This is a genomic window from Chryseobacterium sp. MDT2-18 (assembly GCF_030815285.1).
GTDB classification, from domain to species: Bacteria; Bacteroidota; Bacteroidia; order Flavobacteriales; family Weeksellaceae; genus Kaistella; species Kaistella salivictor.
Window position 1 is genome coordinate 150,710 of sequence record NZ_JAUSWQ010000004.1, and the last position, 25,580, is coordinate 176,289.

The 25,580-nt window shown below is 37.5% G+C and carries 34 protein-coding genes and 1 tRNA gene; 11 read left to right on the plus strand and 24 right to left on the minus strand.

The window, feature by feature from the left end:
* Nucleotides 1-27 precede the first annotated feature (27 nt).
* The 4 genes from QF004_RS05925 to QF004_RS05940 are packed head-to-tail and all read left to right on the plus strand — an operon-like array spanning nt 28 to nt 3,610.
* A complete protein-coding gene (locus tag QF004_RS05925) occupies nt 28-1,401 on the plus strand; it encodes an exopolysaccharide biosynthesis polyprenyl glycosylphosphotransferase (protein ID WP_307423911.1) in 1,374 nt (457 codons plus the stop codon).
* Between the two features lie 37 nt (nt 1,402-1,438).
* A complete protein-coding gene (locus QF004_RS05930) occupies nt 1,439-2,191 on the plus strand; it encodes an ABC transporter permease (protein WP_133439095.1) in 753 nt (250 codons plus the stop codon).
* On the plus strand, nt 2,191-3,000 hold the full coding sequence (locus tag QF004_RS05935; RefSeq protein WP_133439096.1) for an ABC transporter ATP-binding protein: 810 nt from the start codon (nt 2,191-2,193) through the stop codon (nt 2,998-3,000). Before QF004_RS05930 ends, QF004_RS05935 begins: the two co-directional genes overlap by 1 nt.
* Nucleotides 2,993-3,610, plus strand: a complete 618-nt coding sequence (locus tag QF004_RS05940; protein ID WP_307423915.1) for an outer membrane beta-barrel protein — start codon at nt 2,993-2,995, stop codon at nt 3,608-3,610. Before QF004_RS05935 ends, QF004_RS05940 begins: the two co-directional genes overlap by 8 nt.
* A 38-nt stretch (nt 3,611-3,648) precedes the next feature.
* Here the strand turns inward: QF004_RS05940 and QF004_RS05945 are convergent, their stop codons facing one another.
* Both QF004_RS05945 and QF004_RS05950 read right to left on the minus strand, forming a co-directional pair.
* Entirely contained in the window at nt 3,649-3,975 is a 327-nt protein-coding gene (locus QF004_RS05945) for a DUF1049 domain-containing protein (RefSeq protein ID WP_133439098.1), read from the minus strand.
* 73 nt (nt 3,976-4,048) lie between these two features.
* Nucleotides 4,049-4,858, minus strand: a complete 810-nt coding sequence (locus QF004_RS05950; protein WP_133439099.1) for a M48 family metallopeptidase — start codon at nt 4,856-4,858, stop codon at nt 4,049-4,051.
* 100 nt (nt 4,859-4,958) lie between these two features.
* On the opposite strand from QF004_RS05950, the gene QF004_RS05955 reads away from it, so the two are divergent.
* Nucleotides 4,959-5,489 carry a DUF4251 domain-containing protein gene (locus QF004_RS05955; protein ID WP_307423920.1) on the plus strand — a complete coding sequence of 177 codons (531 nt, stop codon included), beginning with the start codon at nt 4,959-4,961 and terminating at the stop codon, nt 5,487-5,489.
* Between the two features lies 1 nt (nt 5,490).
* Here QF004_RS05955 and meaB read toward each other — a convergent pair whose 3' ends face one another.
* Nucleotides 5,491-6,474: a methylmalonyl Co-A mutase-associated GTPase MeaB gene (gene meaB, locus QF004_RS05960; protein WP_133439101.1), complete on the minus strand. Its 984-nt coding sequence runs from the start codon at nt 6,472-6,474 to the stop codon at nt 5,491-5,493.
* Between the two features lie 234 nt (nt 6,475-6,708).
* Between meaB and QF004_RS05965 the strand changes: the two genes are divergently transcribed.
* From QF004_RS05965 to QF004_RS05980, 4 genes are read left to right on the plus strand one after another with little or no spacing between them, the layout of a single operon-like run.
* Nucleotides 6,709-7,020 (plus strand): cytochrome C, encoded by a 312-nt coding sequence (locus tag QF004_RS05965; RefSeq protein WP_307423924.1) that lies wholly within the window; start codon nt 6,709-6,711, stop codon nt 7,018-7,020.
* A gap of 13 nt (nt 7,021-7,033) precedes the next feature.
* Nucleotides 7,034-7,375: a tRNA-binding protein gene (locus tag QF004_RS05970; protein WP_307423927.1), complete on the plus strand. Its 342-nt coding sequence runs from the start codon at nt 7,034-7,036 to the stop codon at nt 7,373-7,375.
* Between the two features lie 19 nt (nt 7,376-7,394).
* Nucleotides 7,395-8,093, plus strand: a complete 699-nt coding sequence (locus QF004_RS05975; RefSeq protein ID WP_307423929.1) for a 3'-5' exonuclease — start codon at nt 7,395-7,397, stop codon at nt 8,091-8,093.
* 15 nt (nt 8,094-8,108) lie between these two features.
* Nucleotides 8,109-8,435, plus strand: coding sequence for an SUF system Fe-S cluster assembly protein (locus tag QF004_RS05980; protein ID WP_133439105.1), 327 nt, complete (start codon nt 8,109-8,111; stop codon nt 8,433-8,435).
* A gap of 40 nt (nt 8,436-8,475) precedes the next feature.
* Here the strand turns inward: QF004_RS05980 and QF004_RS05985 are convergent, their stop codons facing one another.
* From QF004_RS05985 to QF004_RS05995, 3 genes are all read right to left on the minus strand, one after another.
* Nucleotides 8,476-8,880, minus strand: coding sequence for an OsmC family protein (locus tag QF004_RS05985; protein WP_133439106.1), 405 nt, complete (start codon nt 8,878-8,880; stop codon nt 8,476-8,478).
* A gap of 139 nt (nt 8,881-9,019) precedes the next feature.
* Nucleotides 9,020-9,427 carry an OsmC family protein gene (locus tag QF004_RS05990; protein WP_133439107.1) on the minus strand — a complete coding sequence of 136 codons (408 nt, stop codon included), beginning with the start codon at nt 9,425-9,427 and terminating at the stop codon, nt 9,020-9,022.
* Between the two features lie 28 nt (nt 9,428-9,455).
* Nucleotides 9,456-10,304, minus strand: a complete 849-nt coding sequence (locus QF004_RS05995; RefSeq protein WP_307423934.1) for a hydroxymethylglutaryl-CoA lyase — start codon at nt 10,302-10,304, stop codon at nt 9,456-9,458.
* 186 nt (nt 10,305-10,490) lie between these two features.
* Between QF004_RS05995 and pepT the strand changes: the two genes are divergently transcribed.
* The gene (gene pepT / locus QF004_RS06000; RefSeq protein ID WP_133439109.1) at nt 10,491-11,750 is read left to right on the plus strand and encodes a peptidase T; all 1,260 of its coding nucleotides are present in this window, start codon (nt 10,491-10,493) and stop codon (nt 11,748-11,750) included.
* 111 nt (nt 11,751-11,861) lie between these two features.
* Here pepT and QF004_RS06005 read toward each other — a convergent pair whose 3' ends face one another.
* The 7 genes from QF004_RS06005 to QF004_RS06035 form a co-directional block, all read right to left on the minus strand.
* A complete protein-coding gene (locus QF004_RS06005; protein ID WP_307423937.1) occupies nt 11,862-12,428 on the minus strand; it encodes a hypothetical protein in 567 nt (188 codons plus the stop codon).
* A 242-nt stretch (nt 12,429-12,670) separates the two neighbouring features.
* A complete protein-coding gene (locus QF004_RS06010) occupies nt 12,671-12,856 on the minus strand; it encodes a hypothetical protein (RefSeq protein WP_307423940.1) in 186 nt (61 codons plus the stop codon).
* 3 nt (nt 12,857-12,859) lie between these two features.
* Nucleotides 12,860-13,102 (minus strand): hypothetical protein, encoded by a 243-nt coding sequence (locus QF004_RS06015; RefSeq protein ID WP_307423942.1) that lies wholly within the window; start codon nt 13,100-13,102, stop codon nt 12,860-12,862.
* A 403-nt stretch (nt 13,103-13,505) separates the two neighbouring features.
* Nucleotides 13,506-14,276, minus strand: a complete 771-nt coding sequence (locus QF004_RS06020; RefSeq protein WP_307423945.1) for a hypothetical protein — start codon at nt 14,274-14,276, stop codon at nt 13,506-13,508.
* 721 nt (nt 14,277-14,997) lie between these two features.
* Nucleotides 14,998-15,071: transfer RNA gene (locus tag QF004_RS06025), tRNA-Asn, on the minus strand.
* Nucleotides 15,072-15,145: 74 nt separating this feature from the next.
* Complete coding sequence (gene rseP / locus QF004_RS06030) at nt 15,146-16,483, minus strand: RIP metalloprotease RseP (RefSeq protein ID WP_307423948.1); 1,338 nt, start codon at nt 16,481-16,483, stop codon at nt 15,146-15,148.
* A 110-nt stretch (nt 16,484-16,593) separates the two neighbouring features.
* Nucleotides 16,594-17,037 (minus strand): DUF6646 family protein, encoded by a 444-nt coding sequence (locus QF004_RS06035; protein WP_133439376.1) that lies wholly within the window; start codon nt 17,035-17,037, stop codon nt 16,594-16,596.
* A 129-nt stretch (nt 17,038-17,166) separates the two neighbouring features.
* Between QF004_RS06035 and QF004_RS06040 the strand changes: the two genes are divergently transcribed.
* Nucleotides 17,167-17,925: an amidohydrolase gene (locus QF004_RS06040; protein ID WP_307423951.1), complete on the plus strand. Its 759-nt coding sequence runs from the start codon at nt 17,167-17,169 to the stop codon at nt 17,923-17,925.
* A 164-nt stretch (nt 17,926-18,089) separates the two neighbouring features.
* Here QF004_RS06040 and QF004_RS06045 read toward each other — a convergent pair whose 3' ends face one another.
* From QF004_RS06045 to QF004_RS06095, 11 genes are all read right to left on the minus strand, one after another.
* A complete protein-coding gene (locus QF004_RS06045) occupies nt 18,090-18,392 on the minus strand; it encodes a co-chaperone YbbN (RefSeq protein ID WP_133439374.1) in 303 nt (100 codons plus the stop codon).
* A gap of 48 nt (nt 18,393-18,440) precedes the next feature.
* Entirely contained in the window at nt 18,441-18,641 is a 201-nt protein-coding gene (locus QF004_RS06050; RefSeq protein ID WP_307423954.1) for a hypothetical protein, read from the minus strand.
* Complete coding sequence (locus QF004_RS06055; RefSeq protein ID WP_307423957.1) at nt 18,638-18,949, minus strand: rhodanese-like domain-containing protein; 312 nt, start codon at nt 18,947-18,949, stop codon at nt 18,638-18,640. The genes QF004_RS06050 and QF004_RS06055 overlap by 4 nt, the downstream gene beginning before the upstream one ends.
* Nucleotides 18,942-19,154 (minus strand): DUF6132 family protein, encoded by a 213-nt coding sequence (locus tag QF004_RS06060; protein ID WP_133439371.1) that lies wholly within the window; start codon nt 19,152-19,154, stop codon nt 18,942-18,944. Before QF004_RS06060 ends, QF004_RS06055 begins: the two co-directional genes overlap by 8 nt.
* Nucleotides 19,151-19,816, minus strand: coding sequence for a methyltransferase domain-containing protein (locus tag QF004_RS06065; RefSeq protein ID WP_307423960.1), 666 nt, complete (start codon nt 19,814-19,816; stop codon nt 19,151-19,153). The genes QF004_RS06060 and QF004_RS06065 overlap by 4 nt, the downstream gene beginning before the upstream one ends.
* Before the next feature lie 15 nt (nt 19,817-19,831).
* On the minus strand, nt 19,832-20,206 hold the full coding sequence (locus QF004_RS06070) for a rhodanese-like domain-containing protein (RefSeq protein ID WP_133439369.1): 375 nt from the start codon (nt 20,204-20,206) through the stop codon (nt 19,832-19,834).
* A complete protein-coding gene (locus QF004_RS06075; protein ID WP_307424175.1) occupies nt 20,206-21,615 on the minus strand; it encodes a rhodanese-like domain-containing protein in 1,410 nt (469 codons plus the stop codon). Before QF004_RS06075 ends, QF004_RS06070 begins: the two co-directional genes overlap by 1 nt.
* Before the next feature lie 86 nt (nt 21,616-21,701).
* Complete coding sequence (locus tag QF004_RS06080; protein ID WP_307423964.1) at nt 21,702-22,085, minus strand: hypothetical protein; 384 nt, start codon at nt 22,083-22,085, stop codon at nt 21,702-21,704.
* Nucleotides 22,082-22,888, minus strand: a complete 807-nt coding sequence (locus QF004_RS06085; RefSeq protein ID WP_133441066.1) for a sulfite exporter TauE/SafE family protein — start codon at nt 22,886-22,888, stop codon at nt 22,082-22,084. Before QF004_RS06085 ends, QF004_RS06080 begins: the two co-directional genes overlap by 4 nt.
* A 76-nt stretch (nt 22,889-22,964) precedes the next feature.
* A complete protein-coding gene (locus QF004_RS06090) occupies nt 22,965-23,408 on the minus strand; it encodes a hypothetical protein (RefSeq protein WP_133439367.1) in 444 nt (147 codons plus the stop codon).
* A gap of 95 nt (nt 23,409-23,503) precedes the next feature.
* Nucleotides 23,504-25,495, minus strand: coding sequence for a TonB-dependent siderophore receptor (locus QF004_RS06095; protein WP_307423969.1), 1,992 nt, complete (start codon nt 25,493-25,495; stop codon nt 23,504-23,506).
* Nucleotides 25,496-25,580: the final 85 nt, after the last annotated feature.

Genomic DNA, 25,580 nt, shown 5'->3' on the forward strand with positions numbered 1-25,580 from the left:
TAGATTTACTTCTAATTAAAAGGCTATATGCAAAGAATCCGATACTCCAGATACTTCAGAACCGGCTTTATTCTTCTTGACGTCTTGGTGATAGCGGCAGTTTTTGTCTATTTTTTTCTGCGGAATAATGATCACCTTTTTTCAGAAGAAACTTCGGAGCAAAATATATTATCGATTATCCTGCTGATTTTTTACTGGATTTTACTCAGCAGCAGAACAAAATTATACTCCGTTGCCAGAAATATTACCTACACTCTTTATTTGGAAAGATTTGTTACCCATATCTTTATTTTCATTTTCGGCGTTATTTTATTGGCAAAAGTTAGCAATAATGAATTTCTGAAGCAAGACCGGTTTTTACTGGGGTTATGTCTGTTTCTTATTCTGCTCATCATCAAATCCACCCTGTTTTTTGCTTTAAAATACATTAGAACTTTAGGTCTTAACTATCGGAATATAATGTTTCTGTCAAGTGATTCATCGTCAGAAATATTAAAAAATATTTTAACAGAACGAAAAGATTATGGATTCAAAATTTATGATTATCCGGCAGATGACCGGTTTAATTTTGAAAAACTCGCAGCATTCTGGAAAGAAAATGGAATACACACCATGTATATTTCTACTGAATTCAAAAAGTACAATAAAAAACAGGAAGCAGAAGTTCATGGTTTAGCAGAAAGCCACAAAGTACGGATCTCGCTAATTCCCAGCATCATAGAAAACAACTTCTTTCAATATGATTTGGAATATACGGAAACCCAGCCTATATTGGTACGGTCTAAATTTCCTTTGGATTATTTAACGAATGTTGTTTTGAAGCGGACATTCGATCTCCTGTTTTCAGTTTTAATATTGGTATTTATAGGCTCATGGCTGTTTCCGATTATCGCGATATTAATTAAACTGGATGGTAAAGGCCCCGTCTTTTTTGTCCAAAAAAGATATGGCTTTCATGATGAAGTTTTTAATTGTATAAAGTTCCGTACCATGCATATCAACAGTGAATGCACGACTAAAACAACGGAAGAAAATGATCGCCGGATCACAAGAATCGGCAAATTTCTCCGAAAGACCAGTTTAGATGAAATGCCGCAATTTCTGAATGTTTTAAAAGGTGAAATGTCAGTCGTAGGGCCGAGACCGCACATGCTTTTGATCGATGATTTTTACAAATTAAAAATTGGCCGTTACTCCATAAGAAGTTTGGTGAGACCTGGAGTAACAGGCATGGCTCAGGTAAACGGGTTGCGCGGCGACACGGGAAATATGGATCTTAAAATGCAAAAAAGAATTCTAGCAGATGCGTTTTACGTAAAAAACTGGACGTTAAGTTTAGACTTGGTTATTATTTTGAAAACGATTTTTTTAGTCGTCGGCGGAGATAAGAATGCCAATTAAAACCCTATTAAAAAATAAAAAACACTAATTTTGCAACATGTTAAAAAATCTGTTGAGCCAAGTTGGCGCATATTTCTTTCTCTTATCGAAAACATTAAAAAAGCCACAAAAGGCTTCGATATTTGGTAAATTATTCATGCGTGAGATTTATGATCTGGGAGTTAATTCGTTCGGCTTAGTACTCTTTACTTCCACTTTCGTGGGAGCAGTTGTAGCTATTCAAATGTTCAATAACTTCAATGCATCGTCATTTCCGATCCCCAACTCTTTTATTGGTTATGCAACCAAAGTTGTTCTGATATTAGAATTTGCACCAACTATTATATCTGTTATTCTTGCCGGTAAAGTAGGGTCCTACATTGCATCAAGTATCGGAACAATGCGTGTTACCGAGCAAATTGATGCTTTAGATATTATGGGAGTTAATTCTCCTAACTTTCTGATTTTACCTAAAGTTTTAGCCAGTGTCATTTTTAATCCTTTACTCATTGCAATCAGTATTGTTTTTGGAATTTGGGGCGGATATCTGGCGGGAACTGCTACAGGAAGCTGGAGTAAAGCAGATTATATCACCGGAATCCAAATGTATATGCCACAACATTTTATATGGTATGCCTTTTTCAAAACAGCCGTATTTGCTTTTTTAATTGCAACAATTCCTGCTTATTTTGGTTATAATGTAAAAGGCGGCTCGCTGGAAGTTGGCCGCGCAAGTACACAGGCTGTAGTTTGGACCATTGTCGCCATTATTATTATGAACTTAATATTAACTCAAATGTTCCTCAGCTGATGATAGAAGTAAAAGATTTAAAGAAACGTTTTGATCAGGTAGAAGTATTAAAAGGAATTACGACAACCTTTGAAACAGGCAAAGTAAACCTCATCATCGGTCAGAGTGGCTCTGGAAAAACAGTATTTCTAAAGAGTTTGCTTAATGTTTACCAACCAACTTCCGGTGAAATATTATTTGACGGCAGAAACATCAATAATATGTCACGGGACGAAAAACAGCAGCTTCGTTCTGAAATAGGAACCGTCTTTCAGGGAAGCGCACTTTTCGATTCGATGACAGTGGAAGAGAATATTACTTTCCCTTTGGATATGTTTACCAATCTGACTTTCAGAGAAAAGAAAAGAAGAGTTTTCGACGTGATTGGCCGTGTCCATCTGGAAAAAGCCAATCGTAAATATCCATCGGAGATTTCTGGAGGAATGCAAAAAAGAGTTGCCATCGCAAGAGCAATTGTCAACAACCCGAAATATCTTTTTTGCGATGAACCAAACTCTGGTTTGGATCCCTATACTTCAAATATTATTGATGATCTACTTTTGGAAATCACTAAAGAATATAACACTACAACCATCATTAATTCCCACGACATGAACTCGGTGATGACGATTGGCGAGAAAATTGTATATCTCCGTCTTGGGATAAAGGAATGGGAAGGTAACAAAGACATCCTGATCAATGCAGGCAATAAAAACCTTATCGATTTCGTTTATTCATCAGAGTTATTTAAGGAATTACGCGAGTATTTCTTAGAGACCAAAAAAACCTCAATAGATAATATAATAACAAAACCCCATTCTAATGAATAAATTATTCAGTTTCGTTCTAATTGGTGCAAGTGTTCTGGGTTCTGCACAGATTAAATTTGCAGCAAAAGCCAACTTACTTTTCAAAACCGACAGTCCTTCCTGGGAAAGCATAAAAGGCAGCGCTGTACAGGCCTACAACGATTCAGGAAAAAACAGTGCCGGCTTTAATGTTGGTCTTTCCGCGAAAGTTAATTTACCAGCGTCACTATTTTTAATGCCGGAAATTTATTACACTACTTTTAAATCAGAATTTGATGTTCCCACAGAAAACACCACTATAGAAGCAAAAAGCAATCGTGTGGATGTACCTGTCCTTTTGGGATATAAGCTTTTAGGAGACAACTTAGGAGTATTTATTGGTCCGGTTGCATCTTATAATCTTTCTACAGATAATCAGTTCAAAGACTTTAAAGAAAATGCCACCAAAGATTTCACAGTAGGATATCAGTTTGGAGCACAGGTTCAACTTCAAAAACTGATTGTGAATGCGAGATATGAAGGTGCTTTCAGCAGCGATCAAAGAAATTTCATTAATAACAATACCAATGAAACGATTCGTTATGACAGCCGACCAAGTTTGTTTATGGTAGGTTTAGGGTATGAGTTTTAAGAAAAACCAAACTTTAAGAAAAAAAAGAATCCTCTGAATTAGTAATTCGGAGGATTTTGGTTTTCTTCTGTTGTTGTATAGGTTACCGTCTGTTGCCTTGCCAATTCAGCCGCCTGCTTTTCAAGATCTTCTTTTTCTTTCCGTAGCTGTTTTAATTCTCTCCGCTTTTCTTCCTGTTTTAATGCGGTTCCCTTGCTGATATAACCGACAATTCCTCCGATTATTAAACCAATTCCAATTCCTGCAAGAATACCCATTAAATTAGTGGGCTCAAAAAGCTTAACCGCAGAAAACTGCGGCGTAATATAATACAGCAAAAAAGCTAAACCCAGTAAAAGAAATCCTATAAATGTTAAATTTTTCATGTCGGTATAAATTAAAAAACCTTTCCAAATTTAAGAAATTTTCGGAAAGGTTTACTATAAATTTAATTAAGTGTTAGATTTTGCCGCCAGCAGCTGCATAATATTGCAGGGCTTTTGACATGTGTTTTTCTAAATCTGCTCTTCTGGTATCTGGATTAGGGTGAGTTGACAAAAACTCCGGAGGTCTGTTTCCTGTAGAAGCCGCCTCCATTCTTTGCCAGAAAGGTTGCGCTTCTCTCGGATCATAGCCAGCCATACTCATTAAATAAAGTCCCATTTCATCAGCTTCTAGCTCCTGGCTTCTTCCGTATTTCAATAAAGCAACCTGAGCACCGAGTGGATAAGCCTGTTGGAAAATTGACGCTAGCTGCCCATTGGAAATAGTACTTCCTAAAATGGCGCCGCCATATTCTGCGATCATGGCTTGTGAAATTCTTTCATTTCCGTGGCCAGCAAGTGCGTGAGAAATTTCATGACCTAAGACCACCGCTAAACCAGTATCAGTTTTAGTAATAGGTAAAATACCCGTATATACTGCTACTTTACCACCAGGCATACACCAGGCGTTAACTTGTTTATCGTCGAGTAAATTAAATTCCCATTGGTAATTCGCAAGATCTGCTTCTCTGCCAATTCCCCGATAATAATTGTTTGCGGCGTTCTTAATCCTTAAGCCTACATTCTGTACGCTCTTTGCCTGAGTCGTTCCTGAAATAACTTTTGCCTGAGACAGCGCCTGCTTGTATTGCTGCAGAGCCATCGCAGAAATCTCCTGATTATTGGCCAATTGCAAAGATTTACGCCCCGTGATTGGGTTGGTGGTACACGCAATCATCATGGCAGATACAACACCTATTCCTAGTATTTTGTTAATGTTTTTCATAGTAGTCTAAATTGATTTTAAAGGATTAAACAATTTTTATTCCAAATCATGAGTTAGTAGTTAATATTGCATAATTTTTGTACATTTATAAAAAAATCACATGAAAAATCTACCCAAAATACTGATTGCTCTTTTGACGATTACTTTAGTATTATCATGCAGTTCCCAGAATAATATCCCATCGGCAAACACAAGCGCTCTTTTACAATCCAATGAATTTACTTTTGTAGCTGAGCATGCCAACCCTAATAACGCAGACGTTATTAATGTTTTAAATTCGCTTCCCAATGGTTCCTCCCGAATGCTCAATTTAGATTCCGGTTACACCATTGAAATCAGAAAAGATAAAATAGATGTGACCCTGCCTTACTTCGGACGAATGTACACTCCAAACATAGATCCCAGTAAAAACTCCTACAGGTTTACGTCAAAGGATTTTACAATTACTAAAAAAGAAGGTAAAAAAGGAAGTTCTGTTTTTAACATCATCGCCAAGGATCAACAAAACATTATTACATTTAATATGGAAGTATTCAAGAATGGGAAAACTTATGTATCTGTAGACTCCAATGACAGACAACCGATTTCCTATGATGGATATATTACTGCGAATTCGACCACAAAAAATTAATTTACCGGCCTATTAATTTCTCGACAAAAATTTTCGCTTCTGTACTTGGATTTGATTTCAATTCAGAAGCATTTTTTTTATGCTCTTCGTAAAAGTTTTCTGTCGGTTTATCCGATTTTGTTTTTTGCAGAATATATTCCTGCACCCAGTAGTCAAAGCGTTTCTCCGCTTGTTTTTTTCGGGTCTCCTCAAAAGAATGATTTGAAATTTTCAAATCAATAAACTCCTGAATCTTTTCATAAACTTCTTCCAAACCAGTATTATTCAAAGCAGAACCGAGCAGAACCGGAACTTTCCAGTTTTTTTCTTTTGACGGCAAGAAATGGAGCGCGCGCATTAATTCTACTTTTGTATTTTTAGCTTTAAGACGGTTATCTTCCTCAACTTTATTAATGAAAATAAGATCGACCATTTCCATAATTCCACGTTTGATTCCCTGGAGTTCATCGCCACCGCCAATAATTTTTAAAAATAAAAAAACATCGGTAATATCAGAAACCAAAACTTCACTTTGTCCAACGCCTACAGTTTCAATTAAAATAAAATCATAACCTGCAGCTTCACAAATCAACATGCTTTCAAAAGTCGCATTGGCTACTCCACCCAAAAATCCCGAAGTGGGACTCGGCCGGATGAAGGCATTCCTTTCTCTGGCCAACTCTTCCATTCTGGTTTTATCACCCAAAATAGATCCTTTGTTTAATGACGAACTCGGATCAATCGCTAAGACCGCTACTTTTTTCCCGTGTTGAATGGCCAACTTCCCAAAACTTTCAATGAAGGTCGATTTTCCCGCACCGGGAACTCCTGTAATTCCGATTCTGACTGATTTTCCAGTAAAAGGCAATATTTCTTTTAAAAGTTCCTCTGCTTGCGCGCGGTGTTCCTCTTTTTTACTTTCCACCAACGTGATTGCTTTTCCGAGCAATCGTTTGTCGCCGGACTGTATTCCTTTTATCAGGTCTTGGTTAGAAGGAGTTTTCATTGAGTCAAAAATACAATACTTTTACGAAATAAATTCTGTAATGCCCAAAAGAAGCAGCCGGGAACTATTTTAATTAAATGTGAATACCAATAAGAAAACATGCGTTGTAATAACGCATATCCGATTTCAGATAAAAGTTATCATTTATTGCCATTGCCTTAATTTTCTACGACTGAAACAAATCTAAGAAGAAATTTACTTATTTTTGAAATGAATTAATATTAAATTAATAAAATGAAAAACCAAAAACGAAGCAGAAACCAGACCGCTCACAACTTATTAATCGCTGTATTTGGTGCGGCAGGATTAATGGCCTCCTGTAGTCCAAAATCCGCAGTTAAAGGAACAAAAGTGATGACCGCGGAATATCTCTCACAAGGCAAAGTTATTTTCGATAATTCTTGCGGAAAATGCCATGACTTGCCCAACCCAAAAGATCATTCTGCCCAGAACTGGGTAGGAATTATGAATTCGATGGCTCCGAAAGCAAAGCTGAATGACACACAACATCAAATGGTGTACGACTATATCGTATCTGTAAAATAGAAATAATTTTTGAATGATTAAACCTGAAATCAGCTGGACCGACTTTGAAAAGATTGATTTAAGAACTGGAACAATCGTTTCCGTTTCGGATTTTCCAGGTGCAAAAAATCCTGCCTATCAATTGGAAATCGATTTTGGCAATTTAGGAATTAAAAAATCTTCAGCTCAGATCACAGAATTATATACAAAAGAAGACCTCCTCGGAAAGCAAATTATCGCCGTGGTCAATTTTCCTAAAAAGCAAATTGCCAACTTTTTCAGCGAATGTTTGGTCCTGGGAGTTTATGGCGACAATAAAGAAGTGACGGTTCTCACCTCCACATTACCCGTGAAAAACGGTTTGCAAATTGGCTGAAAGCTTAAAAACTAAAATTATGATTCAAAACATCCCGTTAGAAAAAGTATTATTTCTGGATATTGAGACCGTTCCGCAATTTGGAAACTGGGAAGATTTAGATGAAACCGACCAATATCATTGGGATAAAAAAACAAAATTCCAGCGGAAAGAAGAATTTACCGCAGAAGAATATTACCGCGAAAGGGGCGGAATTATGGCAGAATTCGGTAAAATAATCTGTATTTCTGTGGGGATCGTAGAAAAATCCGGCAAGCTGATGGTAAAGAGCTTTTACGGTGATGATGAAAAAAAATTACTGGAAGAATTCGGCGAAATTTTTAACAGACCAAAACTGCGCGACGTCATTCTTTGTGCGCACAACGGAAAAGAGTTTGACTTTCCATGGATTGCCAGAAGGTTTTTGATCAATGGAATGCAGCCGCCGGTTCCCCTTCAGATGTTCGGGAAAAAACCGTGGGAAATCCCTCATCTCGACACCATGGAACTTTGGAAATTCGGCGACTATAAATCATTTATCTCACTGGAATTACTGGCGCATCTCTTCGGAATCCCAACACCGAAAGACGATATCGACGGTTCAATGGTGGCATCAATTTACCATATAGAGAAAGACTTATTTAGAATCGTTACATATTGTGAGAAAGATGTCTTAACTTTGGCAAATGTTTTTCGGCGCATGCGCCAGGAAGACCTTTTAGAAAAAAGTGAAAATTAAATGTTCCCAAAATAAATGAAATATACAGACGACAAAATTGCCGAAATCGGTGAAAATATTATTACAGCCCTAAAAACAGTTTACGATCCAGAAATCCCTGTCGACATTTATGAATTAGGATTAATTTATGATGTACAAATTTCTGATGAAGGTAAAGTAAAAGTAATTATGACTTTGACAACACCCAATTGCCCGGTGGCAGAAAGCTTACCTGCAGAGGTCAGAGAGCGCGTCACCGAAGTGGAAGATGTGACAGAAGTCGATTTGGAACTCACCTTTGAACCTTCCTGGAACAAAGACATGATGAGCGAAGAAGCCCGGTTCGAATTGGGAATGATTTAAAATAAATGCCGGAAATTTCCGGCATTCGTTATTTAAGGATTTATCCTTCAAACTCAAACATCACTGTTTTCTGAACATTGGGATGTATGGATAGTGCTACAGGACAGTTCAGTGCTGTTTCTTCTATAAATTTCTTTTCTTTATCCGTAAACTTTCCAGGAATTCTCACGATACAGAAAATCGTCCCTATTCTCTTCGGTTCGGGATGGGTTGATTTTTTCAACTCACAGGTGGCTCCGGTGATGAAGATTCCTCTGGGCTCGCCCAAAACCGCCACCGCCATTAACATCGACTGGCCGTAAGATATTCCGAAAATATCAGAAGGGGAAAATAATTCTGAAGTACCGCCTTCTCTTAATGGAGCGCAGGTTTCAATGGTAGCACCCGATTTCTCATGTTGCGAAACTATTTTAAAGTCGCCCAAATAGGTAATTGTTGAAGTCATAATCTGTGTTATTTTGATATAAAGATAACAAAAGTTTTATCACAAACTATAATTTATAACCTGCTATTAATCAGATATTAAAAACAAATACTTTTTTATATATTCTGTCTTTTTCGAAATGACAAAATCCAGAAACAGACTATGCTGAGTAATTAAAACTGACTGTTTTTTTTACCTCAGAACTCAGTGACAATGCAACCGGACAGTTCATCGCAGTTTCTTTGATGAACTCCTTTTCACTATCCGAAAAGTTTCCTTTAAAATGCAGGTCACAAACAATTTCCGCAATTTTTCTCGGTTTTGGATTCATATTTTTTTGGATTTCTCCATAAGAACCGTCAATAATAATTCCCTTGTCTTTTCCCAAAATCGCAATCGTCGTCAGCATGCACTGCACTAGAGAAGTTGCACAAAGATCCGTAGGTGAAAAAGCTTCTCCTTTGCCGTGATTGTCGGTAGGAGCATCGGTGAAAATTTTCGATCCTGACTGCAGATGCTCGGATTCGCACCGCAAATCAGTAAGGTAAGTTACTTTTGAAGTTGCCATAAATTGCAGGTTTTAATGGTGATAAAAATTAAAAATGAAAAATATCTTTTGCTTTATTATAAGCACTTTCGAAATGGAGTAAATTTAATGAATGCTCGATTTTTTCTAAGGCCATAAAATTAATCACCTGCTCAGTGGGCATATTTCCGACCAGATCATCTTTAGCCATCGGACAGCCGCCGATTCCTTTAATTGCAGAATCGAATCTGCGGCAACCATTATCGTACGCCGCTTTTAATTTTTTGTAAGAATCTTCATAGCGGTTATGAAAATGCGCTCCAAAATCAATTTCAGGATATTTTGCCGGAATGGTTTTAAAAAGCAGTTCGATTTGTTCTAATGTACCTGTTCCGGTCGTATCGGAAAGTAAAATATTTTTAATACCAATATCATTAAATCTTTGCGCCCAATAATCAACATCAGCCGCTTTCCAGATTTCACCGTAAGGATTCCCGAAGGCCATCGAAAAATAAACGTTCAACACCCGGCCATCTGATTCTAAAAGTTCCGTGATTTTCTTAATATCTTTAAAGGCTTCTTCCTGATTCTTATTGGTATTTCGGTATTGAAAAGTTTCGGAAATAGAAAAAGGAAACCCTAAGATATCTACAGATGGATGTGCAAGCGCTTTCTCAGCCCCGCGATAGTTGGCAACAATTACGGAAAGTTTGGTATTCGAAACCCCTTTATCAATCTCATCGACCACGGTTCCGGAATCGGCCATCTGCGGAATTGCTTTCGGGGAAACAAAACTGCCGCAATCCAGCACATCAAACCCTACTTCCATTAACGAATTAATGTAATCAATCTTCTTTTGCGTCGGGATAAATTCACCCCAACCCTGCATTGCATCTCGTGGACATTCAGTTAGAAACATTTCTATTTTTTGATGTTCTCAAATATACCAAAACTTTAAAAAAGGTCTGATTAAAATTTAAATACTTTTAAAAAGTTGACTATCAGTAATTTAAATAAAATTCAATTACAGAAACAATAAAAATAATTACAACATATTTGCCTTAACCTTCGCCTAAAATTTTAACTTTGTTTAAAATATGCAATTATGATAACCATAGATTTTAACCTCGACTGGAAACTGAAATTACAAAACCGTTTTATTAATTATGTAAAAATATATTCAACCAGCGATCCCGAAAGTGAAGCAACGCCTTCAACGCCGCAACAGTGGGATATTGCCAAATATATTTTTGAAGAACTGAAAACCTTGGGTCTGAGTGATGTTTCCATGGATGAGCACGGCTATATTTACGCTTACGTGCCTTCAAATCTGGAAAACGACGATGAGCCGGTAGTCGGATTTATATCGCATTACGACACCTCTCCTGACTTTAACGGAGAAAATGTAAAACCACAAATTTGGGATGATTACGACGGTGGCGACCTGGTTTTGAATAATGAAACCGGATTTACCCTTTCTCCTTCAAAATTTGAAAGATTAAAAGATTACGTTGGCAAAACATTGATTACGACCGACGGGACAACTTTACTGGGCGCTGACGATAAAGCAGGTATTGCAGAAATCGTTACCGCGGCAGAATATTTATTGGCACACCCGGAAATTAAACACGGCCGAATCGCCATCGGATTTACCCCCGATGAAGAAATCGGAAGAGGTGCACATAAATTTGATGTGAAAAAATTCGGCGCAGAATGGGCGTACACCATGGACGGCAGCGAAGTTGGAGAACTGGAATATGAAAATTTCAATGCCGCCGGAGCCGTGGTGAAAATCCACGGTTTGAGTGTGCATCCCGGTTATGCCTTCGGGAAAATGGTAAATGCTTCTTTACTGGCAGCAGAATTCATTAAAATGCTTCCTGAAAACGAAACGCCTTCTACCACAAAAGGATTTGAAGGTTTTTATCATTTAACCGATTTAAAATCTGAAGTTTCAGAGGCAAAAATTCAGTATATCATTCGCGATCATGATCATGAGAAGTTTGAAGCAAGAAAAAAATTCATGACGGATGTGGTCGCAGAATTCAACAAAAAATTTGGAGCCGGAACTGCCGAAATTGAAATCAAAGAACAGTATCTCAATATGAAACAGCAGTTTGAGGGAAAAATGCATATTGTAGACATTGCAGAACAGGCCATGAAAGACGCCAACATCGAACCGAAAATAAAGGCCATCCGCGGCGGCACAGACGGCGCACAGCTTTCTTATATGGGATTGCCGTGTCCGAACATTTTTGCGGGCGGATTAAACTTTCACGGACCTTACGAATATGTTTGCCTGGAATCAATGGAAAAAGCGGTGAAGGTAATTGTGAACATTGCGAAAGCCATCAAGAAGAGATAAACCGGAACAATTCTTATTAAAGCCATCAATGTGATCAGTGGTGGCTTTTTTTTGTTCTTTTAGTTTTATGGGTACGAGCGTGACGCTCGCAGCAGCGGGGGCTTTGTTACTTTATTTATACTTCGTAATTATATATTTACCTCCATAATCATCAAATGAAATTAAATAATTATTTATAAACATTTTGTACAAGATTGTTTGATTTTGGTTTAAATCGATATCTTTTGGATAAAAATAAAAAGTTTCATTATTTATTTTTTTCAAATATTTTTTTTCTATTTGGTTGGCAGAAGTTTGTATTATATTATTATCCAAACTAAACATTATCACTTCATATTTTTGCACTTGGTTTGTTTTTAAACTAACTTCTTGTTTTAAGGCTTTATTTAAAAAATTATAAAATGTTTTGTAATTATTTTTATAATAACTGCTATAAATATCCTGTAACTCCAAAGCATTAATAGATATCATTTTGTTATTATCTAATTTCAAATATAATAAGTTTGTCGCCTTTTCTGGGATATAAGATATAACACTATCGTTGTTCCCATTATCAATGATTGATATTTCTCTAATTAACTTATCATTTATATGAATTTCTGATTTGGAATAAGAAATTAAAATAAATACTATCGATAAGAAAGCTGGTTTAATATTAAATTTCACAGTCGATTTCATTTTTATTGTATTCTGTTGCTTTCAGGTAAACCAGTTTTTTTCTTTCTTCCCTAATTTTTTGACCTGGTAAAATGTAGTTTGATGGATTAGGATTTACTTTGTCTCAATCATAAGTTGTCCGTTTCGGTATCCCTTCTATTTCTCTTGCTCGCTTTTCTGTTTGAACAGCTCTTTGTTCATTTGGATCTCTTGCTGTTTGTCTGTCAGAATATTTTCCATCGAATGCATTCTCTATCTCATAGTCATACTGATGCTGTTTTGGCAGATGGATTTTGAGAATTCTGATAATAGCCTGCCCTAAGACGGTTCAAGTCATCATATACGTAACCGTATCTCCGTAAAATACCGTCATTAGCAGTTGCCCAATCAACTTCTGCGATATTGCCCCACCGCTGTCGCACGAATCCTTTAGTGTGGCTATCGCACAACTTTTAAAGACCAATCTCAACTGGTTTGATCTGCTGTTGCCAAAATTGATGTTTTTTGACATTTGAATTTCTTTTTCCTGCTTGTCCAAACATCCAGAGCAGCCATTGGCTACGCCGAATCACTTCGTTACTTTCCTGCTTTTTAAAAGCTTTCAACCATCCAATCACGCCGGATTTCTGGTTCAAACTGTATCCCACACCGACAACACCTCCATCCCAAAAGCATCTCCCCCGGTCAATAAACATCTTTTCCCATGAACCGTCGGATAAAATGAAACCCTAGCTACCGAAAACAAAATCCCGTTACCCGCTGCGCAAAGTCTCCGACTTTGAGCCTCTTCGATCTCACTCCTCACCATTATTATATTTCCAAAACTCATTAGTTTCAGTGATGTTTATAATCGAAGAATCTGCCAATTTTATATTCTACAATCCTTTTCCCGAAACATAGTTGCTTGCTGAAAAATTATAATGTTGTGCTTTTCCAACCAAACCCTTTCTAATGGGATTAAGAGGCCCATAATTCAGTTGATCCCATAGGAAAGATAAGGTATAAATTTCTTCCGCGTGTTTTCAATATTTCAAAAACTGACAATTTTTATTTGTGCCGTGAGTTTCGGTTGCTTTTCGAAAACTTTCGACCATCCAATCACGCCGGATTTCTGGCTTCAACTGTATCCCACACCGACAACACCTCCAGCCCAAAAACATCTCCTCCAGCCAATAAACATCCTTTCCCATGAACCATCTGATAAAATGAAACCCTAGCTACCGAAAACAAAATCCCGTTGCCTTCCGGTATTGTATCGAAAAGAATCTCAAAAGAATCTTCTTTGAAATCAGGGGCGATAATCATTGGGGCCGCAAATACCTGTTGGTAAGCAAGCGCCTCAAAATCAAAACGGATCAAACCGACACGTACTTCCATAGCGTCTGCTTCCTCAGGAAATCCGGTTTCATCCGCTCTAAAGTCATGCACTTTTAAACTCCGGCTTTCCCAGTCAAATATATAGGGACACGGTAAAATAGCAGGCCGCTGAGGAGTGAAAATAAAATGCTCTAAAAGCTGTTTCCCCGATGTTGAAGAAATCCCATGAAAAACCGACCGCTTTCCTCTTTCTGAACTGTGATCACAATCTCTGATTGTTAAAAACAACTTCATAAGCCTCTGGTGTAATTTGCCGTCTTTATGACCGGCAAGAAAAGGCGCTATGGATTTTTTGAATTCCTTATTCACCTTAGAGCAGGCCGTAAACTCGCTGCAGGTTTCACGTACCCTCGCCATATTTTTACCGTTTCTGATCGCCTCACCGTTAAAACCGCCACCCGACATACGCGCCAGTGGTTCTCCGTCCTGCACATAAAAGTTCACCTCTCCTATCGTGCCTTTAAGTAAAATGCCCCCGATCTGCTTTGCCATTGTAATTTATTTTTAACATTGTTATAGTGATCGCTTCCTCTGGTCATCTCCATAGCAACCCGCAGTGTATGCTGACTGTATGCTGACTGTATGCTGACCTGACTCCTCATATAAACCTTACAATAAGCAGACAATTCTCTATCATCCGAACCCTGTTGAAGTTCCCTCAACACTAATCCATATCATTCACATTAAAGAATAAATCCGCTTATATATCCAGACTAAATTAGTAAATTATTTTCAATTACACAGCAAATCAAACACTTATAAAGCCAAACACATGACAAAGTCACAAACAATACAAAAATATAATAACTTCTGTATTTAAAACGATATCTTAATTCCACAGCATTACCAACTTCCAGTAGTATCGCAGCTTGAAGAAATGTACTTTGCCTAAGTGCAATGTATTGACGCCTTAAAAAATGAAAAAAAAGCCTTTTGGCAACTGAAATATTTGCCGGGTTCAAGACAAGATTAAAATATTCACTATCATTAAAAACGGATATACAGATAACACTACATCCCGTAAAATGGATTTCTTATAACCCTGATCTTTCCAATCAGCGAAACCGGAATTGCGTCTTAAAGCAGAATCAGAAAAGAAATTTTTCGTTTGTTTTTAAACAAGCACTTGACTTTAAACAACTTAGAATCCTTAAAAACCCTTCATCTTTAAAATTAAACACAAAAAAACCACCACATTTCTGTGATGGTTTTGCTCCTCTTCTTGGGCTCGAACCAAGGACCCTCTGATTAACAGTCAGATGCTCTAACCAACTGAGCTAAAGAGGAGTGTAGCTCTTTGCTTTAAGCGTGTGCAAATATAGAAACTTTTTTTATACTACCAAAATAATTTTAAAAATATTTTAAAATTTTCCGGTAATCCATTTTAAAATATCGTTTCCGAAGATCAGAACCATGAGTCCCATTAGGAAAATAACGCCTATCATTTGTGCATTTTCTAAAACTTTCTGCGGAACCGGTTTTCCGGTGATCATTTCCCAAAGTGTGAAAACCACGTGTCCACCGTCTAATCCCGGAATCGGAATCAAATTGAGAAAAGCCAACCAAACTGAAAACATCGCTGTAAAGCTCCAGAAAAACTCCCAATTAATCGTCTCAGGCATCTGTTTGATGATTCCAATAGGTCCGGAAACTTTTTTATACCCTTGCGTTTTGGTGTTGAAAACAATTTTAAACTGCTTGATCTGCATCGTCAAAACATCAACTGTTCTGGTTAATCCTCTCGGAATTGCTTCGCCAAGAGAATACTTTTTGTTCACCTGTGTTTTCTCGAATTCTTTCTGAGCGATCGACAGGTCATTTGCGAATCCAAGTTTGCCTTCGCCGCTTACTTTTACATTCACTTTTTCAAGCTGATTATTTCTTTCAACATCTAAAACAACCTCTTGATTTTTTAACTTAGACAGCTCAGGTGCCAGTTCATCGAAAAAATTAACAGGCTTGCCATTAATGCCAACGATTCTGTCGCCTTTCAACAATCCGGCCGCCTCCGCATTGCCTTTCGGGAAAAGACTGTCGATAACCACAGGATAACGTGGCCCGAAATACATCTTAGCTTCATTCTCTGCCAGTACATCTGCGACACCATCTTCGTTTACAGGAAAAGTAACTTCTTTACCTTCTCTTAAAACGGTGACATGATTAGCGAAAAGCATGTTAATAGTTGAAGTTTCCATTCTTTCCGCCGGTTTTTCATCGATTTTCAGAATTCGGTCTCCGTTTTTCAAGCCCATTTTTTGACCTGCTGCTGACACTGAAATTCCGTTTTCAAACTTGGCATTATCGTGATAGGTTTCCCCTTTAAAATAACTTAATGAAGAATAGATCAACCATGCTAAAAAGAAATTAACCGTAACTCCTCCCATCATGATGATTAACCGCTGCCACGCAGGCTTACTGCGAAATTCCCATGGCTGAGCAGGTTGCTTCAATTGCTCGGTATCCATACTTTCGTCAACCATTCCTGCAATCTTTACATAACCCCCAAACGGCAGCCAGCCAATTCCGTACTCTGTACCCCGGAATTTTAATTTAAATAAAGAAAACCATGGATCAAAGAAAAGATAGAATTTTTCAACTCTTGTTTTGAACAGTTTAGCAGGAATAAAATGTCCCAGTTCATGGAGGATTACAAGAATTGAGATGCTCAATATAAATTGAAATAACTGTATTAATGTCATTGAATATTTTTAAATTATTTTAAAGATTTGCGAAGATACAAATTATCAAAGTATGCCAAACAAAAAAGGCTCTCAAAATGAGAACCTTTTGTCTTATGTGCCTGAATTTCTTACAAGTTGAAAGAAACCCCGATGCTTCCGTTATTCCCTGCTTCAAGGAAAATACCGACATTATTGTTGAAGAAATATCTTACTCCTAAATGCGCTCCGAAGTAGGTACCGCTTTTACCCAAAAGTCCTAAATCAACACCTGGATAAATGTCCCATTGTGAAGGCAATCCCAAAGGCTCCTGTAGGTGAAAATTCAATCTACCGAATACTCCGAAGTCATCATCTTTGTATTTGTCGTTACTATGATCAAAAAAGAAATTAGCACCTGCGCCGATTGATATCAATTTGGATAAACCGTAATCATATGTTGCTGTAATACCTGTTCCGTAACCCCAACCGTTAAGACCTACCTGAATTTTTTGGTCTCCTTTACCTTGCCATGCTTGTGCAAATGCCATTTGTCCTAAAAAGAAAAATGAGCAAACTACTAATAACTTTTTCATAATGTTAAAATTTTAATGTTAATTTATAATAATGTATTTCACCATTCAAAAATGAGACCACTTTATGATTTTATTAACTTTTTTAAGAAAAAATATGTATATTGAAGTTCATTTTATAAAATAATAATCATGAATGATTTAATAATTAGTGGGTTAAATTTAAATATCGCCTGGAAAAACAAAAGTGAAAATTTTAAGCAAATTGAATTGGCCTTCAAACAAACCTCGGCGGATCTGCTTATTCTACCCGAAATGTTTTCCACTGGTTTTTATATGAAGCCGGAGGAAATAGCAGACCGAAATGAAGAAACACTGCAATGGATGAAAAATTTCGCAAAACAAAAAAACACAGCAGTCTGCGGGAGCGCTTCTGTTTTTGGAGGCGACCAGTATCTCAACCGGTTTTATTTTGTGAAACCCGATGGCGAATATTTTTTCTATGATAAAAGGCATCTCTTTTCTTACTCCGGTGAAGATAAAAAATACAGTTCCGGACAGGAACGGGTGATCGTTCAATATAAAGGATGGAGAATTTTGCTGCAGGTTTGCTACGATTTGCGGTTTCCTGTTTTTTCCAGAAACAATAATGATTATGACGCCATCTTATATGTTGCCAATTGGCCGAAAAGCAGAATTGACGCCTGGCAGACTTTATTAAAAGCAAGAGCAATTGAAAACCAAGCGTATGTTTTTGGCTTGAACAGAATCGGAACTGATGGCAATGATTTAGAATATCCGGAAAGCTCTTATTGCTATTTTGCTGACGGAAGTGAAACCTCATCAACAAAAAACAATATCATATCCACTATTTTTGAAGCAGAAAAGCTGGACAAATTCAGAACGAAATTTCATTTTCTATCGGATCGTGATGAATTTGAATTAAAGTAATTCTTATCACATTTTCAACATTAAGGCCCTGTTTAAGAATTTACGAAAATAAAGATTCCCCCAGAATTGACTGCTTTACGACACAAACTGCACAAATTATTTTCATCAATAATACAAATGTTTAATGAAATTTGTGAAAAAGATTCGTGCGATTTCTGTTAAAATTACGAAGCAAATCCTTTCAACAGATCTGTCAGTGTATTAACATCGTGTACGCCGCTTTGCTTATAAAGCATTTCGCCTTTTTTGAAAACCGCCAAAGTGGGAACACCACGAACGCCATATTCTGCGGCAATTGCCGGGAACTGATCAATATCTATCTTTACGATTCTGGCCAGATCACCTATGTTTTCTTTAACAGTCGTCAGGACCGAAGACTGTACTTTGCAGGGACCGCACCAGGTGGCAAAAAAATCAATCAATACTGGACGTTCTGAATCTATAAGTTCTTTAAATTTTTGTGACATCACTTTTAAATAAAATAGTTACTGAAATTGCTCAACTAAAACTTTAGTTTAAATATTATTTTCCTCTTTTCTTGGCACTTCACAAGCTCCGGCTACACAACCCAATTTAAAAATTGCCATCGCCATGAAATACAGCCCGAAAGGAATCATCAACCAAACCCGGTCATTTGCTGCGATGAGTACAAAAAATATTCCACCGGCTAAATATAAGAACCGGCTCAAAGTCCAGCTTTCAAATAAACTTTTCATTTGTTCAATTTATTCTGAAGGGAGCTCCAACCGCCTCCGTTATATGCTTCGAAACCATTTTGCTGAAGAATTGCTTTGGCAGAAGCGCTTCTCATTCCGCTTGCACAACAGGTGATGATTGGTTTTTTCAAGTCGAGTTTTTTCATTTCACTTTGCAGCTGCTGCAAGGGAATATTCGCCGACTGTTTAATATGACCGTTGCTGAATTCAGCAGGAGTCCGCACATCAATTATTTGTGCACCGGCGATAAAAAGCTGTTTAAAATCAATATTTTTTACACCAAAAATATTTTTAATAAAATTAAACATGTTCTTTTTTTGTTTTAGATTTCTGAAATACCGAAAACATTAAATAGCCCATCACCATTCCGTAAACGGTCGAATTAAACGGTTTGGATGTTATTGCACAGGTTCCTGTCGTGCAGCCAATAAAGTGATAATATGCATAACCCAGAATTCCGCCGACCAGAATTCCGGTCAATGCAATTTTATATTGTTTTAAAATAGATATCATATTATTTTCTTCTTTTTTAGGTTGATGAAAACTTCGCTTCCTTTTCTGGGTTCGATGCTGTTATAGCATTCTTCCATTTTTTGAATATTAAAATATTGGCTGAAAAGAGTCTGATATTCCTCAACGCTTCCACCAAAAGGCGGTCCGTTTTTATCAAAAACTTTATTAAACAACACTCCGATTATCCGACCGTTTTCGTTTAATAATGAATGCATTTTTTCTGCATACCGAGTTCTTAACAAAGGAGAAACTGCACAGAAAAAAGTCTGTTCAATAATGAGATCGTAAATTCCTGTATGGTCAAAGAAATCTTCACAAATTACCTTCACACCTTCCCTATCTTTGTATTTCTCTTTTAAAATATCAACTGCTGTTGGCGAAATATCAACAACGGTAATGTTTTTAAAGCCAAGATTATAAAGCGATTCAACTTCGTAAGCATTCCCACAACCGGGAATCAAAATAGCCGCCTTTCTATCTGGATATTGCAACAAATATTCTACAATTGCCGGTGAGGAAAAACCAATACCCCAACCGGTTTCCCTTTTCGCCCATTTACTTTCCCAAAAATTTTTATCGGGAACATTTGGGTCAGGAACTTTATCGCAAGGGAAATCGTCCATCATATTATTGAGTGAATGAAAATAGATTTTCTTCTGCAAGAACTACGCTGTTTTTCACTTCTTTTCTTTTTTAACTGCGGTTACATTTTGAAGCGTTTTGGCATCATAAACATTTTGAATTCCGTTCTTTTTCAAAATTTCAACTGCCTGAGCGGCTTGCTTTCCACTATTGCAGAAAACGACGGTTTGTTTTTGTTTTCTGAAAAAATCGAGATGATCTTCAATTTTGGCTAAAGGAATATTAATAGCTCCTGGAGAAGTCTTCTCAGAAAACTGTTCCGGAATTCTAACATCCACCAAAGTGGTTTCCGGACTGGTAATCATTTCTTTGACTTCTGCACGGGAGACTTCTGAAACTGGCGTTGCTGTTTTACAGGACCATGAAATCATTGAAATCACCGCTACAATAAAAATCTTTTTTAAACTCATCACTTTAAAGTTTTTGATTGACAAACGAAATTACTTTTGGGAACATCCGTTTCTTTAATTTTATTGAAACCACCTTCAATTTCTGTAAAATTTCTAATCCCTCTGGAATTTAAAATACTTGCAGCGATCATACTTCTGTAACCACCGGCACAATGCAAAAAGAAATGTGCCTCTTTATCCAAAGTTGATGCCCATTCATTGATATCAACCAAAGGTCTGCTATACGCTTCATTCACATGTTCTGCGGCATATTCGGTTTCGTTCCTCACATCGATAACTTTTGAATCTTCTTTGAACTGCTCTGAAAAAGTCTGGGCAGAAATCCTGTTAACATTGTCAGTTTCCTTTCCGGAATTTCTCCATGATTGAAAACCACCTTCCAAATAACCAATCACATTATCAAAACCAACTCTTGACAAACGGGTAATTGCTTCTTTTTCGAGTCCCGAATCAGTCACCAATAAAAGCGGTTGTTTCACATCATAAATCATGGCTCCAACCCAGGGTGCAAAATCTCCCTGTAAACCTATATTGATTGAATTAGGCACAAATCCTTTATGAAAATCGGCAGCATTTCTGGTGTCTAGAATCAAAGCTCCGCTATCTTCTGCAACCGCTTCAAAATCCTGGGCAGAAACTGGATGCGATCCTTTTTTAAGAATCACATCGAAATCTTCGTAACCGCTTTTGTTTAGAGCGACATTCATTCCGAAATATTTTGGCGGCGCAGATAAACCATCCAGAACTTCTCTGACGAAGGATTCCTTGTTTGGCTGGTTCAGTGCATAATTTGTTTTCTTTTGATTCCCCAAAGTATCTACTGTTTCTTTCTGCATATTTTTGCCACAGGCAGAACCGGCGCCATGCGCAGGATAAACTGTGATATCATCAGACAAAGGCATGATCTTATTTTGCAAACTGTCATATAGAATCCCGGCCAATTCTTCCTGAGTCATGCTTGCTGCTTTTTGCGCCAGATCAGGTCTCCCGACATCACCTAAAAAAAGCGTATCTCCACTGAAAATCGCAGTTTCTTTTCCGTGTTCATCAATCAAAAGATAGGTAGAACTTTCCATGGTATGACCCGGAGTATGCAAAACTTTAATCTTAATTTTTCCGATCTCAAAAATCTGTCCGTCTTCGGCAATGATGGCATCAAAATCTGGATTTGCTGTCGGTCCGTAAACAATTGGCGCACCCGTTTTCCTGGATAAATCAACATGTCCTGAAACAAAATCTGCATGGAAATGGGTTTCAAAAATATATTTCAACTGTACCTTATCTTTTTCTAAACGGTCGGTATAAGGTTTTGTTTCCCGTAACGGATCGATAATTACGGCCTCATTCTCTGAGACAATATAGTAGGCTCCCTGGGCGAGACATCCTGTATAAATCTGCTCTATTTTCATCATATTCAATTTTTTCGACTTTACACTTATTTTTTTTTAAATAAGATGTAAAGGTATTTTCGTCTTAATTAATTAAGGAATAAGGTTTAGTTAATTTCCTCGATTTCACTATATTGAGTTGCGTTACCCTGGTCGTCCGTCAGTTTTCCTCCGGCTCCGAGAGCACCTTCCCACATCATTTTTTCATTGGCGAAAACAGGTTCACCTTTGGTGTTGATTTTTTTCGCAATCAGTATTTCTTCTTTTTTACCGTCCTGCTCCAACTTCACGGCAATATCATCTCCCTGCGCAAAATAAGTGACGTTCATCTCTTCCCCTTTGTCATTTTTCAACTTTGTGGTTTCCTGCACCAAACTCACTTCTTTCGGATCTTTTGCAGAAACCTCAGTAGTGTTCAGGGTTTTTGCCTGTTCTTTGTCACACGCGGTCACTAAAAACAATCCTAAGGTAAAAATCAATAACTTCTTCATATTGCTATTTGTTGTTTAATAAATATTTCTTTAATAATGATAAATAATCCCATAAACAGGACGACCCAACCAAAAAGGGGTTTCAATTTCCGCCCGTCCATTTTTTTCGCCAATACGATTCCTATGAAAATTCCGGCTACGGATAACGAGGAAAAAACAATGAGGAAAGTCCAGTCGTGTGCAACCATCTTCATGGTGCTGAGAAAACCAAGAATCGAATTCAGTGCGATAATAAAAAGCGAAGTTGCTACTGCTCTTTTCATCGGCAGACCGATTAACATGACCAAGGCCGGCACGATCAGAAATCCGCCGCCCGCACCGATTAAACCCGTGATGATGCCGACTAAAAGCCCCTGCGATATTAGAATGGTGTAATTATTTTCGGTTTGTTTTCTTCCCGAAGGTCTTTCGGTTTTCCTGATCATTTTGGCAGAAGCGATCAACATCAGTATTGCGAATAAAAAAAGCAGAAACATATCTCTGGTCATGGTAATCCCCCAACGGCTGATAATGTATTCAGGCAAATGGGGCAAAACCAGTCTTCTCGAAAACAACACGCCCAAAACGGAAGGAATACCGAAAATTAAGGCGGTTTGAAAATCAATCATTTTTTCTTTTACAAAACCGGCAGAGCCTACCAAACTGGTAACACCGACCACGAAAAGCGAAAGCGTTGTTGCGGTTACCGGATCAAAGCCAAAAACATAAACAAAAACCGGGACACTGAGAATACTTCCGCCACCGCCGATCAATCCCATCACGAGACCAATAACGACTGCTGAAAAATATCCTAATAACTCCATTGAAATAATTTCAGCAAAAATACTCTTTAATTTTTTCATAAAATGTAACCCAGGTTACAGAAGGCAAATCATTCATTTAACAGAAATCAATAATCTGAAGTGATTTTGAGCCAACCTCAATGCTCTCGCCCTTATTCTTTCTTTTTATATTTTGGAAAACAGGAGCATGGTCTGAAAAGGTAACCACTTCCTTACTTTCAAATATAAAAACAGGCACAGAAATCCCAACGAATAAAAAACTCTGATCAGTTTCTATCAGGGCTCCCCTTTCAATTTTATCGTGTGAAGTCTTAAGCTCCCCTTCCAGAAAGGCAAGATTTTGTTCCGCTTCTTTCAACGTTTTCTCGTAACGGAGCTGCATATCCTTTGCTTGCGTCTGCTGCGAAAAATCTTCCGGATCATGCGTGCTCTCTTCATCCATATCAGAGGCTGTTTTATAACGCTCAACCGTTTGTTTTAAACTGTCGATAACTCCTTTTTGTTTTTCAATAATAATGGTGATGATATCTGCTCTTTTCATGATTTCGATTTTGTGATCTAACAAATTTACAGAAATTTTCCCGGAACTTCTTTTGTAAAACAGCCAACATTTAGCAGGTTTAAATCCTTCTTTTCCTACCAACTAAAAGTGAGATTGATAAAGAAATTCCTCCCGGGTTGTGGGATTTTATTCCAATCGGAATAAGTGGTGTAGTACCAGTCAAAAACATTCTCCACGCCAATTTTCGCATACGTTTTAGCGTATCCAAGCGGGAATGAATAGCCTAAATTTGCATTTACAACCGCATAACCCGGCGTTTCAGATTCGCCATATTGGGGTGCAAAATCCCGATATTCCGTATTTCCAAAAACCGAAATTTCCGAAGAAAATTTATTTCTTTCATACCGCAAGACGGTTTGGTAACTGAACGGACTCATAAATGGCAAATTGCCTTGTTCATTATCTTTTCCACGCGTGTAAACGAATTGAGTTGTCCATTTCAACGGTTCTGTAATCCGTAACTCTGTCGATAAACTGACATTAAATAAAGTCGCGTAATCTAAAGCCGTATAACTTTTCACCCCATTTGCACCAATAGTCATGGGAACAAGATGAGGAATGATTTTCCCTACGATGTAATTGGAAATATGAAAATAAGACGATGAAATTTTAGCACTGTATTTTTCTTTTTTCAAACCGATAAAGGCATTGGCTTCAAGTGATGACTCATTTTTCAAATAGGGATTTCCAATATAATCGTATTTCTCAAAACTGTTGAACAAATAAAATCCGTAGCCTTCTGAAACCGAGGGCGCACGGTCACCATATCCCAAACCGAAACCGGCCTGAAATCCATTTTTATCAAACTGATAATTGGCCGCGAAACTTTTCAGAATTCTGTTTTTTTCAGCTTTCATTTCAGGGTAAAAAATCTGTAAACTGTTTAAGCCGAATTCACTTTCCACTTTATTTTGATGCATCGTGACAGAAGCAGACAATCTCACACTTGAACTTTGATTAAAATTGAGCTGATCTTCCAGATAAAGTGACTGTGCCAAAGTTCTCACATCCGGCCAAGTCAGCATAAACATCAGCTTCTCATTTTTATCTTCAGGATACATCGTCATTTCTGCTGATGACTTATTGTAAAACCCATTGATATTTAATAAAAAATGATGCTGATCAACCACCGATTTCAAGTGAGAATAATATCCGAAAGTTTTACTCCAGCCGGGCATATCCATGTGAATCGGAACATTGGGTCTTTTGGTATCATCCATTCTGTGCATGATCGTATTAAAATAAACTTTGGTTTCCCAGCTTTTCAGGAAATCACTTTTGGGCAACATCTGAAATTTCAAGGAGGCAATTAAAGCTTCTGCAATTGAAACATCCATTGGCAAGGCAGGATAACCTACATCATTGGCTTTGTCGTAAATAACAGCTGCTTCTAGTAATTTGTTTTCCCCCAGTTTCACTCCGGAAATTCCTGAAATATTTATTTTTTGAAATTGAGAATAAGGAACTTCGATATTTTGGCCGGCTTTATAATTCTCCGCATCACGCGTCATAAAATTAACGTCGGTGTAGAATTTCTCTGTCTTAAAACGGGTTCCGGCACCAAAGATTTTTTGCTGATTAACCGTTTCATACCCGCTGTTGACATTAAAGTTCCATTTCTTTTGACCAAACATCATTTTATTTCTTTTCAAATCAATAGCGCCACCGATGGTATTCCCGTGACAGGAACCTTCCTGACCTGAACTGATGCTGGCTTCCATTAAATTGGAAACTTCAATATAAGAAGTAATCGGATCCATTTTATCGGTACATGCGCCGAAAATTCTCATTCCATCAATGGTGATCAAAGTTCTTTCCGTCGGCATGCCATTAATAAGCGGTTCCCACGCATAAGCTCCCCGTTTAATCATATCTACTTTTGCAGATTTTTGCAGGTATTCGTCAATCGAACCCAATGGCTTGTTTTCTTTGCTCGAAATTTTGGTTGTTCCAATCACGATGACTTCCTGAATATGTTGTGATTTGGTAGAATCTGATGAATATTGTTGCGCAAAACTATTGGTAAACAGAAGGACAGAAATAGTTGGAAATAGGATTCGTTTCATGATAAAGCATTTTGGTTAACAGAATAGCTCTAACCTTTTTAATAAAAGATTCAGCATCTGAGAAAAAGAGAAAATCAAGACTAAC

Bases quoted from the DNA above. Each gene is read 5' to 3' on its own strand.
- QF004_RS05995 (WP_307423934.1), bottom strand. From the start codon at position 10,304: ATGTTTCTAACTGAATGTCCACGAGATGCAATGCAGGGTTGGGGTGAA.
- QF004_RS06020 (WP_307423945.1), bottom strand. From the start codon at position 14,276: ATGGCAAAGCAGATCGGGGGCATTTTACTTAAAGGCACGATAGGAGAG.
- QF004_RS06005 (WP_307423937.1), bottom strand. From the start codon at position 12,428: ATGAAATCGACTGTGAAATTTAATATTAAACCAGCTTTCTTATCGATA.
- QF004_RS06050 (WP_307423954.1), bottom strand. From the start codon at position 18,641: ATGAAAAGTTTATTTGAAAGCTGGACTTTGAGCCGGTTCTTATATTTA.
- QF004_RS06095 (WP_307423969.1), bottom strand. From the start codon at position 25,495: ATGAAACGAATCCTATTTCCAACTATTTCTGTCCTTCTGTTTACCAAT.
- rseP (WP_307423948.1), bottom strand. From the start codon at position 16,483: ATGACATTAATACAGTTATTTCAATTTATATTGAGCATCTCAATTCTT.
- QF004_RS05925 (WP_307423911.1), top strand. From the start codon at position 28: ATGCAAAGAATCCGATACTCCAGATACTTCAGAACCGGCTTTATTCTT.
- QF004_RS05970 (WP_307423927.1), top strand. From the start codon at position 7,034: ATGATTAAACCTGAAATCAGCTGGACCGACTTTGAAAAGATTGATTTA.
- QF004_RS06090 (WP_133439367.1), bottom strand. From the start codon at position 23,408: ATGAAAAGAGCAGATATCATCACCATTATTATTGAAAAACAAAAAGGA.
- QF004_RS05980 (WP_133439105.1), top strand. From the start codon at position 8,109: ATGAAATATACAGACGACAAAATTGCCGAAATCGGTGAAAATATTATT.
- QF004_RS06075 (WP_307424175.1), bottom strand. From the start codon at position 21,615: ATGAAAATAGAGCAGATTTATACAGGATGTCTCGCCCAGGGAGCCTAC.
- QF004_RS06060 (WP_133439371.1), bottom strand. From the start codon at position 19,154: ATGATATCTATTTTAAAACAATATAAAATTGCATTGACCGGAATTCTG.
- QF004_RS05940 (WP_307423915.1), top strand. From the start codon at position 2,993: ATGAATAAATTATTCAGTTTCGTTCTAATTGGTGCAAGTGTTCTGGGT.
- QF004_RS06045 (WP_133439374.1), bottom strand. From the start codon at position 18,392: ATGTCACAAAAATTTAAAGAACTTATAGATTCAGAACGTCCAGTATTG.
- QF004_RS06070 (WP_133439369.1), bottom strand. From the start codon at position 20,206: ATGAGTTTAAAAAAGATTTTTATTGTAGCGGTGATTTCAATGATTTCA.
- meaB (WP_133439101.1), bottom strand. From the start codon at position 6,474: ATGAAAACTCCTTCTAACCAAGACCTGATAAAAGGAATACAGTCCGGC.
- QF004_RS06015 (WP_307423942.1), bottom strand. From the start codon at position 13,102: ATGTTTATTGACCGGGGGAGATGCTTTTGGGATGGAGGTGTTGTCGGT.
- QF004_RS05950 (WP_133439099.1), bottom strand. From the start codon at position 4,858: ATGAAAAACATTAACAAAATACTAGGAATAGGTGTTGTATCTGCCATG.
- QF004_RS05990 (WP_133439107.1), bottom strand. From the start codon at position 9,427: ATGGCAACTTCAAAAGTAACTTACCTTACTGATTTGCGGTGCGAATCC.
- QF004_RS05965 (WP_307423924.1), top strand. From the start codon at position 6,709: ATGAAAAACCAAAAACGAAGCAGAAACCAGACCGCTCACAACTTATTA.
- QF004_RS06085 (WP_133441066.1), bottom strand. From the start codon at position 22,888: ATGGAGTTATTAGGATATTTTTCAGCAGTCGTTATTGGTCTCGTGATG.
- QF004_RS06080 (WP_307423964.1), bottom strand. From the start codon at position 22,085: ATGAAGAAGTTATTGATTTTTACCTTAGGATTGTTTTTAGTGACCGCG.
- QF004_RS05955 (WP_307423920.1), top strand. From the start codon at position 4,959: ATGAAAAATCTACCCAAAATACTGATTGCTCTTTTGACGATTACTTTA.
- pepT (WP_133439109.1), top strand. From the start codon at position 10,491: ATGATAACCATAGATTTTAACCTCGACTGGAAACTGAAATTACAAAAC.
- QF004_RS05930 (WP_133439095.1), top strand. From the start codon at position 1,439: ATGTTAAAAAATCTGTTGAGCCAAGTTGGCGCATATTTCTTTCTCTTA.
- QF004_RS06040 (WP_307423951.1), top strand. From the start codon at position 17,167: ATGAATGATTTAATAATTAGTGGGTTAAATTTAAATATCGCCTGGAAA.
- QF004_RS05935 (WP_133439096.1), top strand. From the start codon at position 2,191: ATGATAGAAGTAAAAGATTTAAAGAAACGTTTTGATCAGGTAGAAGTA.
- QF004_RS05945 (WP_133439098.1), bottom strand. From the start codon at position 3,975: ATGAAAAATTTAACATTTATAGGATTTCTTTTACTGGGTTTAGCTTTT.
- QF004_RS06055 (WP_307423957.1), bottom strand. From the start codon at position 18,949: ATGTTTAATTTTATTAAAAATATTTTTGGTGTAAAAAATATTGATTTT.
- QF004_RS05985 (WP_133439106.1), bottom strand. From the start codon at position 8,880: ATGACTTCAACAATTACCTATTTGGGCGACTTTAAAATAGTTTCGCAA.
- QF004_RS05975 (WP_307423929.1), top strand. From the start codon at position 7,395: ATGATTCAAAACATCCCGTTAGAAAAAGTATTATTTCTGGATATTGAG.
- QF004_RS06035 (WP_133439376.1), bottom strand. From the start codon at position 17,037: ATGAAAAAGTTATTAGTAGTTTGCTCATTTTTCTTTTTAGGACAAATG.